At 61.2% G+C, this 19,686-nt stretch carries 13 protein-coding genes; 1 reads left to right on the top strand and 12 read right to left on the bottom strand.

Going from position 1 to position 19,686, the window contains the following annotated elements:
- The 9 genes from ABI_RS19450 to ABI_RS19410 all read right to left on the bottom strand — a co-directional run bounded on the left by ABI_RS19450 (position 1) and on the right by ABI_RS19410 (position 12,323).
- Positions 1-1,563, bottom strand: a complete 1,563-nt coding sequence (locus tag ABI_RS19450; RefSeq protein WP_006274779.1) for a toll/interleukin-1 receptor domain-containing protein — start codon at positions 1,561-1,563, stop codon at positions 1-3.
- A gap of 90 nt (positions 1,564-1,653) precedes the next feature.
- On the bottom strand, positions 1,654-2,697 hold the full coding sequence (locus tag ABI_RS19445) for a hypothetical protein (protein ID WP_006274778.1): 1,044 nt from the start codon (positions 2,695-2,697) through the stop codon (positions 1,654-1,656).
- A gap of 171 nt (positions 2,698-2,868) precedes the next feature.
- The gene (locus tag ABI_RS19440) at positions 2,869-3,168 is read right to left on the bottom strand and encodes a protealysin inhibitor emfourin (protein ID WP_006274776.1); all 300 of its coding nucleotides are present in this window, start codon (positions 3,166-3,168) and stop codon (positions 2,869-2,871) included.
- Positions 3,165-4,367 (bottom strand): M4 family metallopeptidase, encoded by a 1,203-nt coding sequence (locus ABI_RS19435; protein ID WP_040309879.1) that lies wholly within the window; start codon positions 4,365-4,367, stop codon positions 3,165-3,167. The genes ABI_RS19440 and ABI_RS19435 overlap by 4 nt, the downstream gene beginning before the upstream one ends.
- A 383-nt stretch (positions 4,368-4,750) precedes the next feature.
- Positions 4,751-6,142: a hypothetical protein gene (locus tag ABI_RS19430; RefSeq protein ID WP_040309755.1), complete on the bottom strand. Its 1,392-nt coding sequence runs from the start codon at positions 6,140-6,142 to the stop codon at positions 4,751-4,753.
- 563 nt (positions 6,143-6,705) lie between these two features.
- Positions 6,706-7,098, bottom strand: a complete 393-nt coding sequence (locus ABI_RS19425; protein ID WP_040309754.1) for a response regulator — start codon at positions 7,096-7,098, stop codon at positions 6,706-6,708.
- On the bottom strand, positions 7,091-11,320 hold the full coding sequence (locus ABI_RS19420) for a PAS domain S-box protein (protein ID WP_006274771.1): 4,230 nt from the start codon (positions 11,318-11,320) through the stop codon (positions 7,091-7,093). The genes ABI_RS19425 and ABI_RS19420 overlap by 8 nt, the downstream gene beginning before the upstream one ends.
- A 6-nt stretch (positions 11,321-11,326) precedes the next feature.
- Positions 11,327-11,713: a response regulator gene (locus ABI_RS19415; protein ID WP_050808366.1), complete on the bottom strand. Its 387-nt coding sequence runs from the start codon at positions 11,711-11,713 to the stop codon at positions 11,327-11,329.
- Between the two features lie 187 nt (positions 11,714-11,900).
- Positions 11,901-12,323 carry a response regulator gene (locus ABI_RS19410; RefSeq protein WP_040309753.1) on the bottom strand — a complete coding sequence of 141 codons (423 nt, stop codon included), beginning with the start codon at positions 12,321-12,323 and terminating at the stop codon, positions 11,901-11,903.
- A 220-nt stretch (positions 12,324-12,543) separates the two neighbouring features.
- On the opposite strand from ABI_RS19410, the gene ABI_RS19405 reads away from it, so the two are divergent.
- A complete protein-coding gene (locus tag ABI_RS19405; RefSeq protein WP_006274768.1) occupies positions 12,544-13,059 on the top strand; it encodes a hypothetical protein in 516 nt (171 codons plus the stop codon).
- A gap of 135 nt (positions 13,060-13,194) precedes the next feature.
- Here ABI_RS19405 and ABI_RS23935 read toward each other — a convergent pair whose 3' ends face one another.
- The 3 genes from ABI_RS23935 to purD all read right to left on the bottom strand — a co-directional run bounded on the left by ABI_RS23935 (position 13,195) and on the right by purD (position 19,609).
- A complete protein-coding gene (locus ABI_RS23935; protein ID WP_157139018.1) occupies positions 13,195-17,679 on the bottom strand; it encodes a cadherin-like domain-containing protein in 4,485 nt (1,494 codons plus the stop codon).
- A gap of 243 nt (positions 17,680-17,922) precedes the next feature.
- On the bottom strand, positions 17,923-18,159 hold the full coding sequence (locus ABI_RS25405; protein WP_006274766.1) for a hypothetical protein: 237 nt from the start codon (positions 18,157-18,159) through the stop codon (positions 17,923-17,925).
- A 184-nt stretch (positions 18,160-18,343) separates the two neighbouring features.
- Complete coding sequence (gene purD / locus ABI_RS19390; protein WP_006274765.1) at positions 18,344-19,609, bottom strand: phosphoribosylamine--glycine ligase; 1,266 nt, start codon at positions 19,607-19,609, stop codon at positions 18,344-18,346.
- Positions 19,610-19,686: the final 77 nt, after the last annotated feature.

Below are 19,686 nucleotides of genomic sequence, written 5' to 3'. Positions count from 1 at the left end.
TTAGTCTCCTGTCTTCTGGCTTAGATTGTCGATCTTCTCTTCCCAGATCGACCAGTTACGGTTCGAACTGTCTATTCCCCTCAACTTGGTGATCGAGGCTCGGGCTTTTTCGGCCAGCAACCTAGCCTCGTCCATCTGGCCAACGGCGGCGAGCGCCCGGCCCAGCCCCAGTTCCGCCACCATCCGCGCCTGCAGAGCCTGGGCGTCCGTTTCAAAATCGGCGCCGGACGCGTTGATAATCGCGATCTGGCGCCGGCGCAGTTCCACAGCCGTCTTCATGTCGCCAGAACGCGCATGGGCGTCAGCCTGCCAGGCGAGACTGTTCGCGAGGTCGAATTTCGCTATGGTATTTTCCGGTTCAGCCGCCGCAATACGCTCCATCTGTTGTGCCGTTGCGGCGCAGTGAGAACGTGCCGCAACGGCATCCATAGGCTCGGCCAGGGCCAGAGTGCACAGGTTACTCTCTGCATAACCCAGCTCCCGCTGCCAGGTGATATTGTCGGGATCCTGCGAAACCAGTTGTTTCGCGAGGCGCAGGTAGGCCTGCCAATGGGGCGCGGCGCCACGTTGGTCGTGCTGCACGTAGTCGAGATAACCCTGCCAGTACTCGCTTTGGGCATGGTCGAAAATCTGCTTCGGTGCTTTCGGATGGCGCGCCAAGCTGGCTGAAGTTGTGCGGTAGGCTTCGTCGATATCGGCGCGCGCCCGCTTCAGATCGCGGCGAGAGATATCGTCCTCAGCCATGGCCAGGAGGATGCGCGCGCGCTTGCTGAGATTGTCATCGGATAAGGCGGCCAGGTCCTGACCTTTATAATAACGCAGGGCGCGGGCATTGACGACCTCCATGGCGTCCAGGCGACCGACGGCTTTCAGACGTGTACGCAGGTCGGTGAGCATGAATTCAACCATTCCCTCGGCTTCGCTCCGCTGATGCCGCGCCTCTCGCAGGGACTGCATCGTCATCAGCAACATCACACCCGTCAATAGCGCGATCGCCAGGGCACCCGCCGTGACGGCCGTCACGCGCCGCAACTTTCTTTGCGCATCGCGCTGAATAAGACTGTCGAGCGGGACATCGGCCAGGCCGGCCACCAGTTTCAGAAAGGCCAGGCGCTCGCCATCCCCGGCGCGACGGAAATCGGCGGCCAGAGGTTCGGCGATATCGGCGGCCAGCAATGGTAAGGGAAACGCCTCATGCGGCTCACCGGCGGCCAAGGCGATGATGACCGGTCTGTCCGGGTGCAGCGAGCGGAAGATTTCGATTTCCTGCGCCACCCAAAGGCTGGCTCTGGCGGCGGGCGAAGCCACGACGATCAGGGCAGCCGATTGCGCCAGGGCTGTACGTATTTGAGCGGGTAGGTTGTCGCCTGCGCGCAGTTCGTCGCGATCGCGGAAAATGGGAGTCAGACGTCGTGGGGTTTTGGCATGCGCGCGAGCCGGCGCGGGCAGGACATAGCTTTCCAGCCGGCGATGCAGCCGGACGGCAAAGCCGGCGTCCTTATGGCTATAGCTGATGAAGGCACGATAATGCGATGAAGCCGGATCGGCAACCTGTACAGCCATAGAGCGCCCCCGCCTGCGGTTGCAAGCGAGGGAAGACTGTCACGAGATGGTTAATCACACAAGTCCCCATTGTACTTACGGCACCGGCTGTTACTCTTCGGATACGCCCCACTGGTCTTTCACCGCTCCTGCCAAAGCGTCCTTGTTGCTTTTGAAACCGGCACTGAGGGCCTTGAGGGCTAGACTCTCGTCCTCGGTCTCGACCACAACGGCAGTTACATTGAGCGTATCATTGGTGGGCACGACGATCGTACTGACCGCTTCGGCTCGGTTGACGAGGTTCTCCGAATAGAAATGACCATCCTGGACATAGCCAAGATCGAGCCGGATGACACCCGGCAGTTCTTCCTTGCCTGTCGCGGTCGCTCCTGTCTTCAACATGGCGGAGGGGGCAAACCCGAGGAGAACCACAACATGCTTGCGTTTTGAGCCACGCGCCGGCGCTGCGGTCCGGCCGTACGAGAACTCTTTGCTTTTCCAGGTAATCTGGAGAGTACCCGGTGCCGGTGGGGTCTTGGGTTGGGTGGCAGGATTTAAACGGGGAGGCGCTTCCCCCGGGGAGGTTGCGGTGCCTGAAGGGGCTACGTTTTCTACGGAAGGGGTTATAGTCGGCAGGTTAGCCGCAGCGTCTGAAGGGGCGACTTTGTCTAAGGTCGGGGGCGTCGAGGGAGGAGTTGCAGTCGGACCAGGAAAATGTTGGAAAGTCAGATCACCTGTCAATTTGAAAGCCGGCTCGAACTTAGGCTCTCCGTTGGTTCCGATAACGGCACGCTGAACGATGACTGTACGTGTATCAGTCTTGGTCCAATACGTCTCGTCACAGTTGGTAACCGTCCCGGATGCCGACCAGACCGCATTACGCCGAAGCTGTTGGGTTTCCAGCCATTCTCCAATGAAGTTCACGCCAAAATCGACAGCCGCTCCCGCCACAACGGAACCGATGCCCGGCACCAGCCCCTGCCCATTCGTTTTTTTCGGACAGGTCTTCTCTGAGACAATCACCATCGCCGCGTCAACCTCCGTCGCCGGCTCAATGTGCGCCGGGCTGATCGGCCGGGCCAGTTGCGTCGAACATCCGGAAACGGACGCGGCGACCAGGGTCAGGGGCAACAGGGCCCGGATAAACTTTTTCATATCCATATCCTTTCTTTCTGACCACCAGAGACGGTGGTCGACAAGTTTCAGTGGTAGGTTGCTACAGGACGCCCTGTGAGGTCAGCGATTCAGGCCCGCACAGTTGCGGGTCCCGAGTGGCGTTTTTGTCCTTCCGGGCCTGCCGGAAGACGTTCAGGATGGAACGACACGTCAGCGCGCCTTGCGGTGCACCCAGTTCCACAGGGTCACGAAAGCCGGATCGGCGTCGGCGTCAGGGGCAGTAAAGGTGTGGGAAACATCACCATCTTCGACGATCAGACGACGCAGCATCCCGTCCGGAGTAGCTTCCGCAGTCGGCGAAACGCCCCCCCCTTGCAGCGCCGCAACGATCAGGGTGCGTATCTGCGCCTGCTCCTCAGCGGTCAAGGCATCGACGTCCAGCGACCGGGCAAAGGGGCGCAGTGCCAACGGCCCGCCCAGCCCCCCTTGAGTCTGCGCCGTGATCTTCACCTTCCCCCCTTCTGCGGCCGCAGAATCTCTGCCAGGGCAGCGACCTGTTTCGAAAGGCCGTCGACTTGGTCGAAGAGGTCAGCCATGTCGTTGGTGGCCACGCTTCCGGGGGCAGATGACAGTGCGCGGCGGGGAACGCGTCGCGATGACACAGAACGCGCGACCCGGATGCCGACCATGCGCCAGGCTTCGCCCACCGCTTCCTGTTCGACCTGCCCGAAGCTGCCCGCCTTTTCATAGGTCGTATCGGCAAAGGCCTGGAAGTCCGTAGTTGGACTGGAGGCCAACAGGGCCTGGTACCAGATCTGGCCCGCAACGTCCCAGGCATAGCCGCCAATGGCTGTTGCCGCCAGATAGAAGGCATGGTTGGGGATGCCCGAATTGATGTGCACGCCCCCCCAGTCTTCGCTAGAGATATCGCGCAACCGGACATATTTGTTCATGTGCGCCGGCTGCGGATCGCGGCCGTATTCCGGATGATCGTAGGCTTCGCCGGGCGCCTTCAGCGAGCGCAGCGCATCGAAGCCCGTGCCCGGCGTGAAGATATCGGCGCCGATCAGCCAGTCGGCCTTTTCGGCCGTCTGTTTCAGCTTCCACTGTTTAACCATGACGCCGAACACGTCCGACATGGATTCGTTCAGCGCGCCGGGTTGATTATGATAGATCAGGCCGGCGGAAAACTCCGTCACGGCATGGGTCAGTTCGTGCGCCACCACATCCAGCGACTTGGTGAAATCATCGAACATCTCGCCATCGCCATCACCGAAGACCATTTGCTGGCCGTCCCAGAAAGCGTTCATGTAACGATCACCGTAGTGAACATAGGCGTTGAGCCGCATGCCGTTGTCGTCGATCGAGTCGCGGCCGAAAACCGACGCATAGAAGTCGCGCGTCAGGCCCAACCCTTCAAATGCACGGTTAACCGAGGCGTCAGCCACGTCGGCCTGACCTTCGCCACGCACCCGGCGCGCGCCATTCAGGTTCTCGATTCCTTCGCAATCGAAGACCGAGCGGCGGCCGTCGCCGGCGGAGCCGATGGCGCCCGCCAGCAGCGAGCGGGCAACGCGCTGTCCGCGCAGGCGCTCACTCTGGGCCAGACTGTTAACGGCCAACCGGCGCAGATCCGGGTTCTTGCTCTCGGCGAGTTTTTTGAGGATTTGGGGCGGTACGAAGCAATTCGCACAACGGCAATGACGCATGTACATCTCCAGAATCTCCTAATTGGTAAGGGAATGCCCCCTTGGGCGGCGGAAGCGCCGACCGTCAGGGTTTAACGCTGTCTTCAATGTCGAGCCGTGATCGCCGTCACGCCCGGTCATATTTTTGCAGCGCCCCAGGCCTGGGGATGCCCCTGACGCAGTCGATCCCGGGGGCGTTCGGTTCGCCCCCGGGATCGAAGTACCGGGTAATACCAACCCTCGATGATCTTGACACATCGAGGGTTGGCAAGCGCGACTGCGCGCCCGAGCTTTTGCGATGAGCCATGCGGCGATTGAGCTGAAAAAATGCGAATACCAATCTGCACCTTATGTGTCAGTCTCTTTGCAGGTTGGTATAAGACCAGAACGGGTGCGCGATATCGCTACCCCTCGGATTGGACAATTCCCATATAGGCGCCAACACCTTTGAGGCCCTCCATGATCGGCAGGGCGCGGTTCGTACTAAGCGAGTCCAGGTACGAAAGCGGTATTCCCATGAAATCCCACCGCCCCAACTGGACAACACGGTTTGTCAGCTTGCGAATTTCCTTTTGGGCGACGTAATCGAGGAGTTCGCCGGAAATTGCGTCAAGCGGCCACGGCACGCCGACATCGAAGTCGACATCAATGAGTTCGCTTTTCGCAACCTTCAAATCGCCGGTGATGTAGCCCGCATGTATATTGGCTTCCAGCCGGATGTCCGCTGCGAACTCGCCGGAGCCAAGGACACTCGCACTGGCAAGTCCGATCTTCGTACCGCATGGACCATCTACCCAGGCGCGGGCCACGCCGATAAAATCGATCTCCGTGGATATCCCGATGATGCCTTCGACAGTGAGCCCGGAAGGATAAATAATCCCCGTTTTGATATCGGCCGTCAGCGTCTTCAAACCGAATGCGCCGCTCACGCTCCATTTGACAACGCCACCACCCCGGGCAGCAACCAGGACTGCGGGCTCGAGATTACCCGAAACAAAATCAATAAACCTGGTTTTCGGCAGATAAACCGCGATGTCGACATGCCTGGCGCTGAAACTCGGCGCCGGAATAGTCTCGCCGTAGGGAAAGTTCGGATCGGGCTCAACAATCATCGTGCTGGGAGAACAGCCCCCGGCGGCGACCTTCGCTCTGGACGCTGTGACGATGACATGATCACCGCCAAAATCAAAGCGAAGCGGCTCAAGGAGTGAAAGCCAGGGCGCCATTTCACCCAGCGGATACCTGGGCAGGGAAGCGATTAGCAACTCGACAAACGTATTTCGGGTCGACCAGATGATAGGGGACTCAACCTCGGCGAGGTAGCTATCCTTTTGGGGATCCGGGAGCGTAGTGTTTGCCAGCACCGCATCGGCGTCTGTGCCCCATGACGGCGTCACCTTCGGAAACCCAGCACCGTCCTGCCGCCAGTACAACTCCCGGCTTATCGCGTCATAGTCAAAAACTATCCGTATCGGATCGATCGTCTCGACCCGATATTCACGGATGATCTCGGCGGGACGTCCGAGACGATGGATCGTTGCCACAAGCGTTGCGGTCAATTCCGCGTAGCCGGCTGACAGTTTTACGTCCAGGGTTTTCAAAAATGACGAGAATGCCAAGCCATAAACGGGCAAGGGCACATCGGCCATGGCGGCGGATGGCTGATCCGGATACCTGCCGCCAAGCCGGGAGACGACAGATTTTAACTCGCGATCAATCTGAAGATGGCTGAACGCAATGGCCGGCATTCCTCCGGCAAACGCGATGAACCGGTGTTGAAGCTCCGAAACTGTCATTTTTCATTCCCTTTATCATCCAATCCATGCCAGGCGCATGTGCTTACCGGAGGCGATTTAGCCTTCGGCGAAACGTCCCGGCGTGACCGCTGTCACGCCAGGACCCGGATTTTCGACTTAGAGGAAACGACGCATGAGTGATTCCGGCGCTGCCGCCCGGCGCGCCTGAACGCGAAACAGCCTTTCAAGGAGACGTCCCATGTCGAGATGGGTATTACCGATTTACCGGACTCTGGCACGCAATAACGGTGAGGCGAGCGACACGCCGCTGGACCGCATTGTCAAATAGGTGCCCACCGAAATCATTATGACCTACACGCTGCTGTTCACTGCACGGGTCAGCTCCAGTCTGGCCAAGGACGTTGCCCGGCAGGCCGCGGCTGGCGTGATCACCCTGTTTCTGAGCGTAACTGTCATTTATGTTGCGCGCCAAGCACCGCCGGGCACCGTACGGCAAGCCCACATGGTCGTCTCGCCGATAGCCTTCCTGGCCTGGGCTTATATAACTCATTCGGTGATAGGATTTCCCCTCCACCTGTACGCCAGATGCTTACGAGACAGCTCTACCCCAACCCGCGCTTCTTGCTCCAGATGGCCTTGATCTCATTGGACAGGGTCATCGGATTGAACGGCTTGCTGATCACCGCGTCGGCCCCAAGCGCCAGATACTCCCGCACCTCTTTCGCCTGAACCCGAGCCGTCATGAACACGATCGGCACGCCCGCCAACTGTGGCAGCTTCTGCATCTCACCCAGGGTCGTCGGCCCGTCCATGCCAGGCATCATCACGTCCATCAGGATCAGGTCCGGCACAGTTTCCGCCACCCAGGCCAGCGCCTTCGCGCCGCCATTGGCGCATGACACCTTCAGCCCGCCCATGTTCTCGAGCACCAGTTGCACGACTTCCAGAATATCCGGCTCGTCATCGACGCACAGCACATGCATCATCTCAGCCATGCCGCTCTCCCTCCATCACCTGAGGTAACTTTATCCAGAATGACGTGCCCTCCCCTTCCACTGAGTCAAACCCGAGTTGGCCGCCCATACGCTCGACCATCTGGCGGGCGATATAGAGGCCCAGACCCGTTCCGCCCTTGTTGCGCGTCATCGACGAATCCGCCTGCGAGAACCGCTCGAATATCTTGCCCCGGAAGGCTTCCGGAATGCCGACACCATGATCCGTTACGGTGATTCGCACCTGGCCGCTCTCTATCTGCACGTCGATGTCGATACGTCCCTCGCGATGCGAGAACTTGGCCGCATTCGATAGCAGATTCGCCATGACCTGCGCGAAACGGTCGCCATCGAGCCTGGCCCGCAGCCCTGCATCGACCGGACTGAGGTGCATTGACACGCCATAGCGGTCAGCGAAGGGCTGGTTGGCCTCGACCGATTGGGCCACCAGTTCGGCCAGGCTTTCGACCTGCATGTCGAACCGCATCTGGCCCGAGGTCAGCTTGTCGATATCGAGGATATCGTTGACCAGACCCAGCAGCCGCTCGCTGTTGCGATGGGCCAGGTCGACCATGCGGCCGGCCGTCTCCGGCAGTTGCGACGCCATCGGTCCGGCCAGCATGCCCAGAGAGCCGTGGATCGCCGTCAGCGGCGTACGCAGTTCGTGGCTGGCCACCGAGACAAACTCGCTCTGGATGTGTTCCATTTCGCGCCGCTGGGTGATGTCCTGGATCTGGGCGATAAAATAGTCCGGCTGACCATCCGACTTGCGGACCAGCGACACGCTCTGCAGTCCCCAGATGACATGGCCGTTGCGGTGAAAATAACGCTTCTCCAGGGTATAGGACTCGATCTCGTCGCCCAGCAGCCGGTCAGCCTGGGCCCGGTCACCCTCCAGGTCGTCAGCATGCGTCAGGCTTTGGACATCGCTGGCGAGGAACTCCAGTTCCGCATAGCCCAGGAGCGCGCACAAAGCCGTATTGACCTTCAGCCACCGCCCCTCGGGGCTGACCAGGGCCATGCCGATCGAGGCGTTCTCCATCGCCGAGCGGAAGGTCTCCTCGCTGGTCATCAGAGCGATTTCGGCCTGTTTGCGCGGCGTGATGACCTCGGTGAACATGACGATGCCGCCAGTATCACCGTCCGGCCCGGTCCACGGGTGGATCGCCCAGTTCAGCCATTCCCGCTCGCCATCGACGCGCTGCCACGACTCTTCGCGGCTATCGAACACTTCTCCGCACAGGGCGCGACGGTGGATATCGACCCAATGCGGCATGTTGCGGATTTCCGGGAAGATATCGTAGTGGTGGCGGCCGATAATCTCCGTCCCCACCAGATTGTAGTCCTGCAACCACCGGTGACTGGCCATGATACACCGTAACCCTTTGTCGAACATCGCGACCGCCGCCGGCGTGTTTTCGATCAGCAGCTTCAGTTGCTCGACCGTAACGCTCAGCGCAATCTCCTGCCGTTTGCGTTCGGTTATGTCGCGCACGGTCGTCACAAACACGGCCTTGCCCGACAGCCGCATGGCGCTTACGGAAAGGTCGATGGGAAACAGTTCGCCGTTCTGTCTCCGCGCCAAGGTCTCGAGGCCCAGGATAGAGGTGGCGAACCGCCCGCGGTTGTCGGGTTGAGCCGAGTATCGTTCGGTAAACAGCCGCTGGGGTTCGATCATCAGCAGCGAGGCCGGCTGGCCGACAATGTCTTCCGCCGCATAGCCGAAAATCTCGACGCCGGCCGGATTGATGGACGTGATCATGCCCTCGATATCCACCGTCAGCACCCCATCCAGCACCGTGTCCAGCACGGCGGCGGTCCTCAGCGCCTCCTGTTCGGAGTTGCGACGGGCCAGCTCCAGGTCGGCCGCCCGCAGCCGCGCCAGCATCAGCGCATTCACCGACAGCGCCGCTAGGATCGCGATGGTGAGGCCGGCGAACAGCACGATGACCGGCAGTGGCGAGCGTTGCGCCGCCACGAAGGCCGCCGTCGGTTCCAGCCTCAGTTCCCAGGCGTGGTCCAACACCCGCATCTGGCGCACCACCACCCACGCATTCCCCGCCAGACGCGATTGCGGTGCGCTGATCACGAAATCGCCGGCCGTGGCCTTCAGCGTCACGCGGTAGTCGTCGCCGGTATCGCCGCCGAACAGGTTGTCGAACAGCGCCTGGACGGAAAATACCCCGCTGACATGGCCGGTGGTCCGCCGGCGGTCCTCGACCGGAAAGGCCACCGAAAAACCCAGCTTACCGTCGCTCAAGGCGTAGGGTTGGCTGACATCGACGACCGTCGGCCCCGACCGCGGCAGAACCGCCGCCACAGCGGGAACGTCGGGCTCGATCCATTTGGCTTTCCCGTCGGAGTCGAACCAGACCAGGGTGACGATGCCCGCCCCCTCGTCTTTGTAACCGCGCGTCTCAACCTGCCACAACGCCTGCGTGACCTCGCCGGCCGCCTGCCACCGGTGCGCCGTCTGGCTCAGCGCCGCCACCTTGCTCTGAATCCGGCCGTTCAGCATCGTCTCCAGCCGCGCGGCATCGCGGTCGACCAGGCCGAGCGTATAGTCGCGCTCCTTGTCACGCAAGGTGACGAACAGCGCCAGCGACCCGCACAGTATAGCCACGAACACCACGGCCGGCGCCAGCAACGGCCGGTCCTGAGCGATCAGCCGCATGGTATCCGAGCGGCGGATGGTGGCCAGGGCGATGAAGATGGCAAACAGCGCGCTGAACAACAGGCCGCCCGTCAGCAGCAGCAGCGGATTGTAGCTGCGCTCCATCTGTTCGAAGCGCGGCGTGCTGGTCCACACCACCCGCCAACGGTTCTGACCGACGACGATGGTCTTTTCGCGTGTGAACTGCGGCGCGCCGGCTGTGCGGCCCTCGGCGCTGTCGAAGACGGTTGTATTGTCGCCGCCGGCGAAGATGGCGATATTGACGGTATCGCCCTGGCTGGCCGTCAGGTCGGCGAACAGGTTGCGCGCCACGATCGGGGCATAGACCCAGCCGCGGAAGGATCTCTCCGGATCCGCGCGGTTGACCGGATTGAACAACAGGAAGGCCGGCGTCCGCTGAGCGTCCTGGACAAGGGAGATCGGATCGCTCAGGGTCAGTTGCCCGGTGCTTCTGGCCTTGTCCGCCGCCGCCCGGCGGCGCGCCTCGAAGGCGATGTCCAGCCCCAGCGCCGGTGCATTACCGCTCAGCGGCTCCAGATAGCGGATGATGTAGTGTACGTCGCGCCCCGCGGTTTGCTTGACCTCAAAATCGCTCAACCCTTCGGCGCGCGTCTGCCGGACCAGCGTCTCCAGGTCTTCGGACGCCACCGGCTCAATCCAGCCGATACCGTTGATGCCGGGATAGGTCTTGCGGATATCCAGCGCCGCGACATAGGTCTTCCACGCGTCGCGCGGAACCTCTTTCGAGCCCTGCCAATATCCCGCCGCCGCCAGAAGGGCGTTCTGATAGCTGTCGACGCGGTGGCTCAGCGCTTTTTCGCTCTCCCCGGCCAAGGCTTCGAAACGGCTGCGCCCTTGGTCGTAGGCCGTCTCCGATGAGATCTTCCAGGCGTAGAAGGTCAGGCCCAGCGGCAAAAGCACCAGCAGCATGGCCAGGGCGGGCAGCCGTCCCAGGGCTTCGCCGCGCCACACGATCTCGTCGCGGCGCGGCGAGAACACCAGGGTCAGCGGCAAAAACACGACGATCCCGACCAGGTCGCCGCCCCACCAGGCCAGCCAGTTCCCTGCCATCTTGTCGGCCGGCATGGCGCCCATGGCCACCAGGGTGAAGACGCCGATGCTGGCGGCGACGGTGCAGGCCAGCGGCCCGGTCAGCAGGAACAGCTTGGCCAGGTCGGCGAACCGATCGATTTTCAGCGGCAGCCCCAGCAGCTTCTTGACCATGACGTAGCCGGCCACGGCCTGAAGTGTCGATCCGGCGGCGATCCCGGCAGCGATGATCAGCTTTGAGGTCTGCCAACCGGCTTCGGGCGACCAGACGCCGCCATTATAGGCATTGAGCAGGCACGAACCCAGCCAGACGGCGGGCCACAGTCGGCGGCCGTGCAGCAGCAGGAAGCCCAGGGCGATACCTGACGGCGGCCAGATGAAAGTAGCATAGCCTGGCGGCACCGCCAGCAGCAGGCCCAGCTTGCCGGTGACGATATACAAAAGCACCAGGATGCAGAACGTTGCGCCATAGGTCTGCGCGAAACTCTTGAGCCCCTTCACCAGCCTTTATCCGGCGGCCCGCGATGGAACGGCATCGACCGTCGGCGGCAATAACCCGGCGATGTTAGCCAACAAGCGATCCTGATGGAACGGTTTGGCGACAAAGTTGCTGGCGCCCAGGCTTATGGCGGCCGCGACATCGGCGTTCCGGCTGCGGCCCGACACGACGATGACCGGAATGTCCGCGGCCACATCGCTTTTGGCCTTCGCCTCCAGAAAGGCGAGACCGCCCATATCAGGCATGGCCATGTCGAGCAGGATCAGATCGGGGACGGACCGCTTCATCGCCGCCAGTCCGGCTGCGCCACTGCTGGCGATTTCGACCTCATAGCCCTGGCGGGTGAGGATCACCTTGACCAAAAGCCGGACATTTTCGTCGTCGTCGACGACCAATATCCGCCTCTTGTGTGATTGTCTTACCCGCGCCTGCATGTTGCCACCCATTCCACGGCCTCGCCGCAACGCGTCCCTTGGCGTTACGGCGCTGACCGGCACCTGAAGCTAGAGTACCCGCAAACGGCTTAACCGCGAGTCAAACGATTCTTTCGCGTAGGTGACAATTGAGGAACGGGCGTCTAGCCTAGTGGACAGCATGGGACGGCATTGGGGCAGTCGGCTGCGGCAGGAAGCGCGCGATGTGGTCCAGCAAACGGTCCTGCTGGAAGGGTTTGGCGACATAGTTGCTGGCGCCCAGATTCATGGCGGCGGCGACATCGGCGTCGCTGTTGCGTCCGGACAGGACGATAACGGGGATGTCGCGCTCGTGCCCAGCCTGAGCCCGTTTTTCCAGAAAGCTCAGTCCGTCCATATCGGGCATGCTGATATCGAGCAGCACCAGATCCGGCGTGGAGAGACTGAGCGCGGCGAGCCCGGCCATGCCGCCGGGGGCGGTTTCGACCTCATAGCCACGCCGGCTGAGGAGGACCTTGACCAGCAGCCTGACGTTTTCATCGTCATCGACGACCAGGATCTTACGCTTGTCTGTATTTGCATTCTGCAACATGACGCCACCCTTGTTCTTGAGCCTTTGCCGTCCAGACACGGGCGGCTCCTGAGGCCAGAGTAGCGCGAGCGCGATTAACCGTCGTTTTAACGATTCTTTCCGCGTTGTCACAAGTGACAGGCTCGCATGAGGACAACCTCAGTGGCCAACCCGACGTTACAGCCTTGACTCTCGCGCGGCACCTGGAACAAAATGGGAACAATTTTTCTCGAGGTGTGCCGTGCTGATCTGCTGTTATGAGACCTGGTTCGATCTGGCGCACGTCGTGACGGTGTCGGACGTGCGTCAACCGCGCATGTCAGCCAACGGCCCCTATTTCCGTGTCGGCATTACCGGCATCGACAGCGAACTCTATTTCGAGGCGCCAACACCATCGGCCGCCGATCGCAATCAACTCATTACCGAACGCGAGGGTGTCCTCGCCAACTGGCGCCGCTTCAAAGGCCATCGCGCCGATCGCCCGGAAAGCATTCACCGGTTGGGGGACCTGCACATTAATCTGTCCGCCATCAGCGCCCTGACCGGCATTGCCGACTACCAGGTCGGTCTCGGCGGCAACGGCGCCGCGGGCGCCAGAGCGCCGGGCTATGAGATCTATATCCTGGGCCTGCGGACGGCGATCCGTCGACTCGTGAGTTCAGACGGCCTGCCATCCCTGGCGCTCCTGGAAGACGAGCGGTTCACTCTGCTGGAAAGCTGGGCGCGGTTGCACGCCGCGCCCACCCGGGCCGCGTGACTTGTAAATGCCTCAGAATCCTTGACCACAATCGATTTCGCATTATGTTCAAAGCGCTACCGCAACCGTCCCCCCTTACACCGGATGCGGTGGCTGGCGGACGCGGTCCTCCCCCGGATCGCGTCCGCCCTCCTATCACCACACCATGTGACTGAGCACGTCGGCCTGACTGGCATTCTCTACGGTAATGACATTGCCGCCGCCGAAGTTGATCACGACATTCACGCCAGACTGGGGCACCCAACCCGCATTCGCCACGCCACCGGTATACGCATTGACATTGATCAGGTCGCCGTCCGTTGCGTTGAAGTCCGTAACCCGATCGGCTCGGCTCGACGCTTGGAACAGGAAGGTGTCCGCCCCCGCACCGCCGGTCAGCGTGTCATTGCCGCCCAGCCCGTTCAGAACGTTGGCGCCGGAATTGCCAATCAGCGTATTGGCCAGCGAATTGCCGGTCGCGTTGATAGACCCCGCCCCCGTCAGATGGATGGTCTCGGCGTACCGGCCATTGAGATTGTAGGTGACGGTTGAGAAGATAATGTCCGTTCCCTCACCGCCAAGCTCGATCACCTTGTCGCCAGCGGCCTGGACGTAGTAGGTATCGTTGCCGCCCCCTCCGGCCAGGGTATCGTTGCCAGCCCCTCCGTCCAGCACATTGTTTCCGCTATTGCCATTCAACGCGTTGCCAAGACTGTTTCCGGTAGCGTTAATGGCGGCCGTCCCGGTCAGGGTAAGGGTCTCGATATAACGGCCGGTCAGGTTGTAGCTTACGGAAGCATAGATGGTATCGCTGCCTTCACCATTGGCCTCGACCACCTTGTCGCCCGTGTTCTGGACAAAATAGGTGTCGTTACCCAGCCCGCCGGTGAGGACGTTGACGCCGGTATTGCCGGTCAGGACGTTGTCCTGGGCATTGCCGGTGCCGTTGATTGCCCCGCCCCCGGCCAGAACCAGGTTCTCGACATAATCCGGCAGGCTGTACGAAACGAGCGACCGCACGTCATCGGTCCCACCTGAAGCGGCTTCGACGATGTGGTCCGCGGCCACGTCCACCTCATAGGAGTCGTCGCCCGAACCGCCGGACATGATGTCGACGCCACCTGAGCCGTCCAGCCGGTTTCGGCCAGAATTGCCAGTCAGGTAATTGGCCTGGGCATTCCCCCAGCCGTCGATATCAAGCCCGCCTGTCAGCACCAGAGCTTCGACGAAGGGAGTCAACAGATAAGAAACTGACGATCTCACGGTATCGAACCCGCCGGTATCCGTACCCGTTTCGGTTCGTTCCGACACGACGTCATTGCCATTGTCGACGATATAGATGTCGCCGTCACCGCCACCATACAGGGTATCCTGGCCGCTTCGGCCGTCCAGCCAGTTCGCGCCGGCATTGCCCCTCAGGACGTTGTCCTCGGCATTGCCGTAGCCATGGATATCGTCTTCGCCTGTCAGGGTAAGGTTTTCGAGATAGGTCCCCAGGAAGGCCGTCTCGGCGCTGGTCACCGTATCGATCACGCGGCTCAGATCATAGCTCAGGCTCACCGGCGTGGTGGTCACGCCGTCACCGATGCTGTAGCTGAGGACCACCGGGCCGTAATAATTGGCCTCCGGAGTGATCAGGTAATTGCCGGTACCCGTGTCATAACTCACCGAACCGTGCGTCACCGTCAGGTTAGACGCGGTGAGTGTGCGGCCGTCCGGGCTGGTCCAGCCCAGCAGCAGTTGCTCCATAGTCACGGTTTTGACGGTGTCTTCATCGGTCGCGCCGAGGGCGACGGCGGGACTAGTCCGCTCCGGTGCATCATAGGCGGGCGCGACATTAAACGTCATTGCCGCATTGGACAGGCCAACCTGACCGTCACTGACCACGTAGCTCAGCGTCATAGTGCCGTTGTAGTCGGCGTCCGGGGTGAGAAGATAACCGCCTTCGACCGCCGTTACGTTACCATGGTTGGCGGTCACGCCGTTGATCGATAAGATACCGCCTTCGACATCGCTCCATCCGGCCAGGAGCTGTGCCATGGTGACGGTGAGCGCGGTGTCCTCCGTCATGGTCAGAACGGCCGGTATTCCGGTCAGGGCCGGGGCGTCATTGACCGGTGCCAGGTTGAAACCCGTCGTGAACTGGGTCGTGGCGCCTTCATCGTCGCTGACGGTATAGGTCAACACGACGGGACCACGATAATTAAGTTCCGGTGTGAAGGCCCAGCCCTCCGCCGCGGCGCTGAGCGTGCCGTGGCTGGCCGAGATGGCTGTGACCGAAAGTTCGCCGCCCTCCGGGTCGCCGATCCCGGCCAGCAGATCGGTCTGCGTTATGGTAAGGGGGACGTCCTCGTGTCCGTCGGCAAGATCGGCGGCCGTGCCGCTTTGCACCGGCACGGCGTTGGCAGAAAAGCGCTTGTGGTAGACTCCCGCCCCCGAACCATCCCTATTGCTTTGCCAGGTAACAACGAAATCACCATTCGCCAAGGCTGCAATCGCGGGATTTCTTTGGTCGTCTATTTTGTAGCTGTTGACGAGTTCTTGTAAACCGATCGCGTTTCCGATTGCGTCATAGCGCTGAAGAAAAACATCATGATAGGCGTTATCCGAATCAATGGCCATCCAGGCGATAGCATAGCCACCGTCAGGAAGCCCTGCCACGACCGGTTGATATTGATGCGAGAGCGTGGTGGTGTTTACGCGAACTTCGTCGCCAAAACGCACTCCGTCCACGTCAAACGACTGGGCATAGACGCCAAAGCCAGAACCGTCCTGCTCATAACTGCTCCAGGTGATGACATAGCCACCTCCTGTGAGTGAAGCAATCGAGGGGGCGTTCTGATTATCGTTCGTATGAGAATTGATGAGTTCTTCATCGCCAACACCTACGCCGTCCTGATTGAACCGCTTCGCATAGATGCCGTACCCAGAACCGTCCTGACCATAACTGGCCCAGGTGACAACATAGCCGCCATCGGCGAGCGCAGTTACCGCTGAAAGGTATTGATAATCGGGAGTATAGCTATTGATGGGCGTTTCGCCCCCGACCGCGACGCCATCTGCGTCGTAGCGCTGCGTGTAGATACCATAGTAAGAACCGTCCTGATTGTAGCTGGACCAGGTGATGACATACCCGCCATCCGCGAGAGCCGTTGCGGCAGGCACCGACTGATAATTCGCAGTATAGCTATTGATGCGTGTTTCCCCGCCGACCGCGACGCCGTCTGTGTCGTAGCGCTGAGCATAGATGCCATCGTAAGATCCGTCTTGCACAGCACTTGTCCAAGCAACGACATATCCGCCATCGGCAAGCGCCGTTATCGCCGAATTGTACTGCTCCCAAGTGGTATAGCCATTTATGCGCGTTTCGCCACTGACCGTGATGCCGTCTGCGTCATAGCGTTGAGCGTAGACATCAAAAGCTGTTTCATCCGCGTTGTAGCTGGTCCAGGTGATAATGTATCCCCCGTCTGACAGGGCGGCAATGTCCGGTTCCGCCTGACTTCCCTCAGTCGTCGTATTCACCTGCGTCTCTGCACCCGCCGTGTAAACCACCCGGTCCAGCACGACACCCCGGCTGGCCACCGAGGTGCCACCGGCACCATCGGTCACCGTGAAACTCAGCACGACGACGCCGTGATAATCCAGCGCGGGCGTCACAGTGAAGGTACCGTCACCATGGTCGCCGACCGTGCCGTGATCGGCGCTCAACCCGACCACGCTCAGCGTATCGCCGTCCGGATCGCTGTATCCGTCCAACAGATCGGCCGCGGATACCGTGTAGGGGGCATTGACATAGCCGCGATCCAGCTCCGCCGGCGTCCCAGTCAGCACCGGGGCAACATTGGCGGCGAAGCGCTTCTGGTAAAGACCCCAGCCCGAGCCGTCCTGCCCGTCACTTTGCCAGGTGACGACATAATCGCCATTCGCCAGGGCTGTAACGGCGGGATAGAACTGGATACCATCGGTGAACGTTTCGACACGTTGTTCATCACCGACCGCGGCGCCGGCAGCGTCAAAACGTTGCGCGAAAATTCCGTAGTCCGAACCGTCTTCGTGGTCACTCACCCAGACAACGACATAACCGTTGTCTGGTAGACCGGCTGCAAAAGCATGATCCTGATTGCCCAAGGTCGTGCTGTTGACACGAAATTCGCTCCCGACCGCCGCGCCTCCCACGTCATAGCGCTGAGCATATATTCCGCCCCGCTCTCCATCCTGATAGGAACTGGTCCAGGTGACGAGATAACCGCCATCCGCCAGAGACGTCACTGCCGGGCCAAACTGGGCATTATCGGTAAAGCTATTGACCCGGTTTTCGCTACCGACCGCCACGCCTTCTTCGTCATAGCGTTGCGTATAAACACCCCAGAGCGAGTTATCCTGTCCGTGACTTGACCAGGCGATGACATATCCGCCGTCGGCGAGAGAGGCGCCCGCCAGGATATATTGCTCCCCCTCCGTGTAAGTGTTGACACGTGTTTCGCCGCCGAGGACGGCGCCGTCCGCGCCATACCGCTGGGCATAGATTCCCGTGTCCGAACCGTCCTGGCCATAACTTGGCCAGGTAATCACAAAGCCACCGCCCGTAAGCGGCATGACAACCGGCTGGTGCTGGTTATGCATAGTGAAAGTGTTCACCTGAATTTCGCCGCCGACAGGCAAACCGCCGGCATCATATCGCTGGGCAAAAATGCCCCAGCCGGAGCCGTCCTGATCCAGGGTTTGCCAAGAAATGACATACCCACCGTCGGCAAGCCCGGTAACCGCTGGATCGAATTTCCAGTGAGCTTCATGGGTATTGACCTGGGCTTCACCACCGACTGCAACGCCGTTTGCGTCGTAACGCTGGGCATAGATGCCGTAATACGGCCCACCCGGCCTTTAGCTCGCCCAGGTGATAACATATCCGCCATCCGAAAGAGCGGCTACGGCCGCCACCTCCTGATGGTCCGCGGTCGTCGTATTTACCTGCGTCTCTGCGCCAGCCCTATAGACCAGCGGGTCCAGCACGGCACTCCGGCCGGTCTCCGTCGGGGTATCAAGCGCGCTTGAATGAGGGGCCAGTTGCAGCCCCGTGCGGTCACGGGTTTCTTCGCCACGTTTATAGGAGATGATCATGGTGCCGCCCTGATGCAGGGCGCGCTCGCCAAACGGCCAGCACTACCCTTTGGTTAACGGCGGTATCGTATAACTTTTTCCAACGAAGGTTCACCCGCTATGCGTGATTATTAAACGTTGTGACACGTAAACAACAGCGAATGCCACAGCGAAACCGACGCACTTATCGGCCGAGGATCACCGATTAAAGCGCTCTCCACGCGATATCGCGGCGGTAGAACCCACCCGGCCAGTCGATGCCGGCCAGGGCTTCATAGGCCCGGTCGCGGGCTTCGCGGATCGACGGCCCGCGCGCGCAGATGTTCAGCACCCGCCCGCCGGCGGCGCGAAGCTGGCCCTTTTCATCCCGCGATGTACCGGCATGGAAGACCGTGACGTCGCGGCCGAAATCCTGGTCGGCGCCGCGGATAAGCGAGCCCGGGATCGGACTGTCCGGGTATCCCCGCGCCGCATAGACCACGCAGACGGCGGCGTCCTTATGCCATTCCGGCGCCGGCAGGTTGCGCAACGCCCCGCGCGCGGCCGCCACCAGATACGGCACGATATCGCTCTTCAGGCGCAACATCAGCACCTGGCATTCCGGATCACCGAAGCGGGCATTGTACTCAACCAGGCGCGGTTGACCGTTCTCGACCATCACCCCGGCATACAAAACGCCCTTGTACGGCATCCCCTCGGCCTTCATCCCGGCCATGGTCGGCTCCAGGATGTCGCGGCGGACGATCTCCAGCAGTTCCGGCGTCACCACCGGCGCCGGCGAATAGGTGCCCATGCCGCCGGTATTGGGGCCGGTGTCGCCGTCAAAGGCGCGCTTGTGGTCCTGCGCCCAGCCGAAGATGGTCGCCGTCTCGCCGTCGCACAGGGCGAAGATCGACGCCTCCTCACCGGTCATGAACTCTTCGATGACGATATGCGAACTGGCGGCACCGTAACGCCCGCCCAGCATGGCTTCGATCTCGGCGACACCGTCCTGATAGTCCGGCGAAATGGCGACCCCCTTGCCGGCGGCCAGGCCATCGGCCTTGATGACATAGGGCGGATCATAGGTCTTGAGGAACTCACGCGCCTCAGCGACGTTATCGAAGGTTTCCGATAAGGCCGTCGGGATGTTGTAGCGGGCGCAGATCCCCTTGGTGAAGGCCTTGGAGGTCTCCAGTTGGGCGGCTTTGCGCGACGGTCCGAAACACGGGATATTGGCGGCGGCGCAGGCATCGGCGAGACCTTCGGCCAGAGCGCTTTCCGGTCCGACAACGACCAGGTCCGCCTTGATCTCGCGCGCCAGCCCGATCAGCCCCATGACGTCGGTGGCCTTGACGGCGCGGCATTCGGCGACGTCAGCTATGCCAGGGTTGCCGGGCGCGACGACGAGGCGTTCGCACAGCGGCGACTGTTTGATTTTCCACGCCAGGGCATGTTCGCGGCCGCCCGAACCGATCAGCAGGATGTTCATGGCTTTTTCGCTTCTCTCATACCGCGAGTCCGGTCAAGCAAAAGCTTCAGTTTGAAGCCCTCAAAGCCCTATAAATC

This window comes from Asticcacaulis biprosthecium C19, from assembly GCF_000204015.1.
In the GTDB taxonomy this organism is placed as follows: Bacteria; Pseudomonadota; Alphaproteobacteria; order Caulobacterales; family Caulobacteraceae; genus Asticcacaulis; species Asticcacaulis biprosthecius.
Note: the sequence above shows the minus strand (reverse complement) of the source record. Positions and strands in the feature narration are given on the sequence as shown.

Excerpts from the sequence above, each read along its gene's own strand:
- ABI_RS19450 (WP_006274779.1), bottom strand. The coding sequence starts at position 1,563 with ATGGCTGTACAGGTTGCCGATCCGGCTTCATCGCATTATCGTGCCTTC.
- ABI_RS19445 (WP_006274778.1), bottom strand. The coding sequence starts at position 2,697 with ATGAAAAAGTTTATCCGGGCCCTGTTGCCCCTGACCCTGGTCGCCGCG.
- ABI_RS19435 (WP_040309879.1), bottom strand. The coding sequence starts at position 4,367 with ATGCGTCATTGCCGTTGTGCGAATTGCTTCGTACCGCCCCAAATCCTC.
- ABI_RS19430 (WP_040309755.1), bottom strand. The coding sequence starts at position 6,142 with ATGACAGTTTCGGAGCTTCAACACCGGTTCATCGCGTTTGCCGGAGGA.
- ABI_RS19425 (WP_040309754.1), bottom strand. The coding sequence starts at position 7,098 with ATGGCTGAGATGATGCATGTGCTGTGCGTCGATGACGAGCCGGATATT.
- ABI_RS19410 (WP_040309753.1), bottom strand. The coding sequence starts at position 12,323 with ATGTTGCAGAATGCAAATACAGACAAGCGTAAGATCCTGGTCGTCGAT.
- ABI_RS25405 (WP_006274766.1), bottom strand. The coding sequence starts at position 18,159 with ATGATCATCTCCTATAAACGTGGCGAAGAAACCCGTGACCGCACGGGG.
- purD (WP_006274765.1), bottom strand. The coding sequence starts at position 19,609 with ATGAACATCCTGCTGATCGGTTCGGGCGGCCGCGAACATGCCCTGGCG.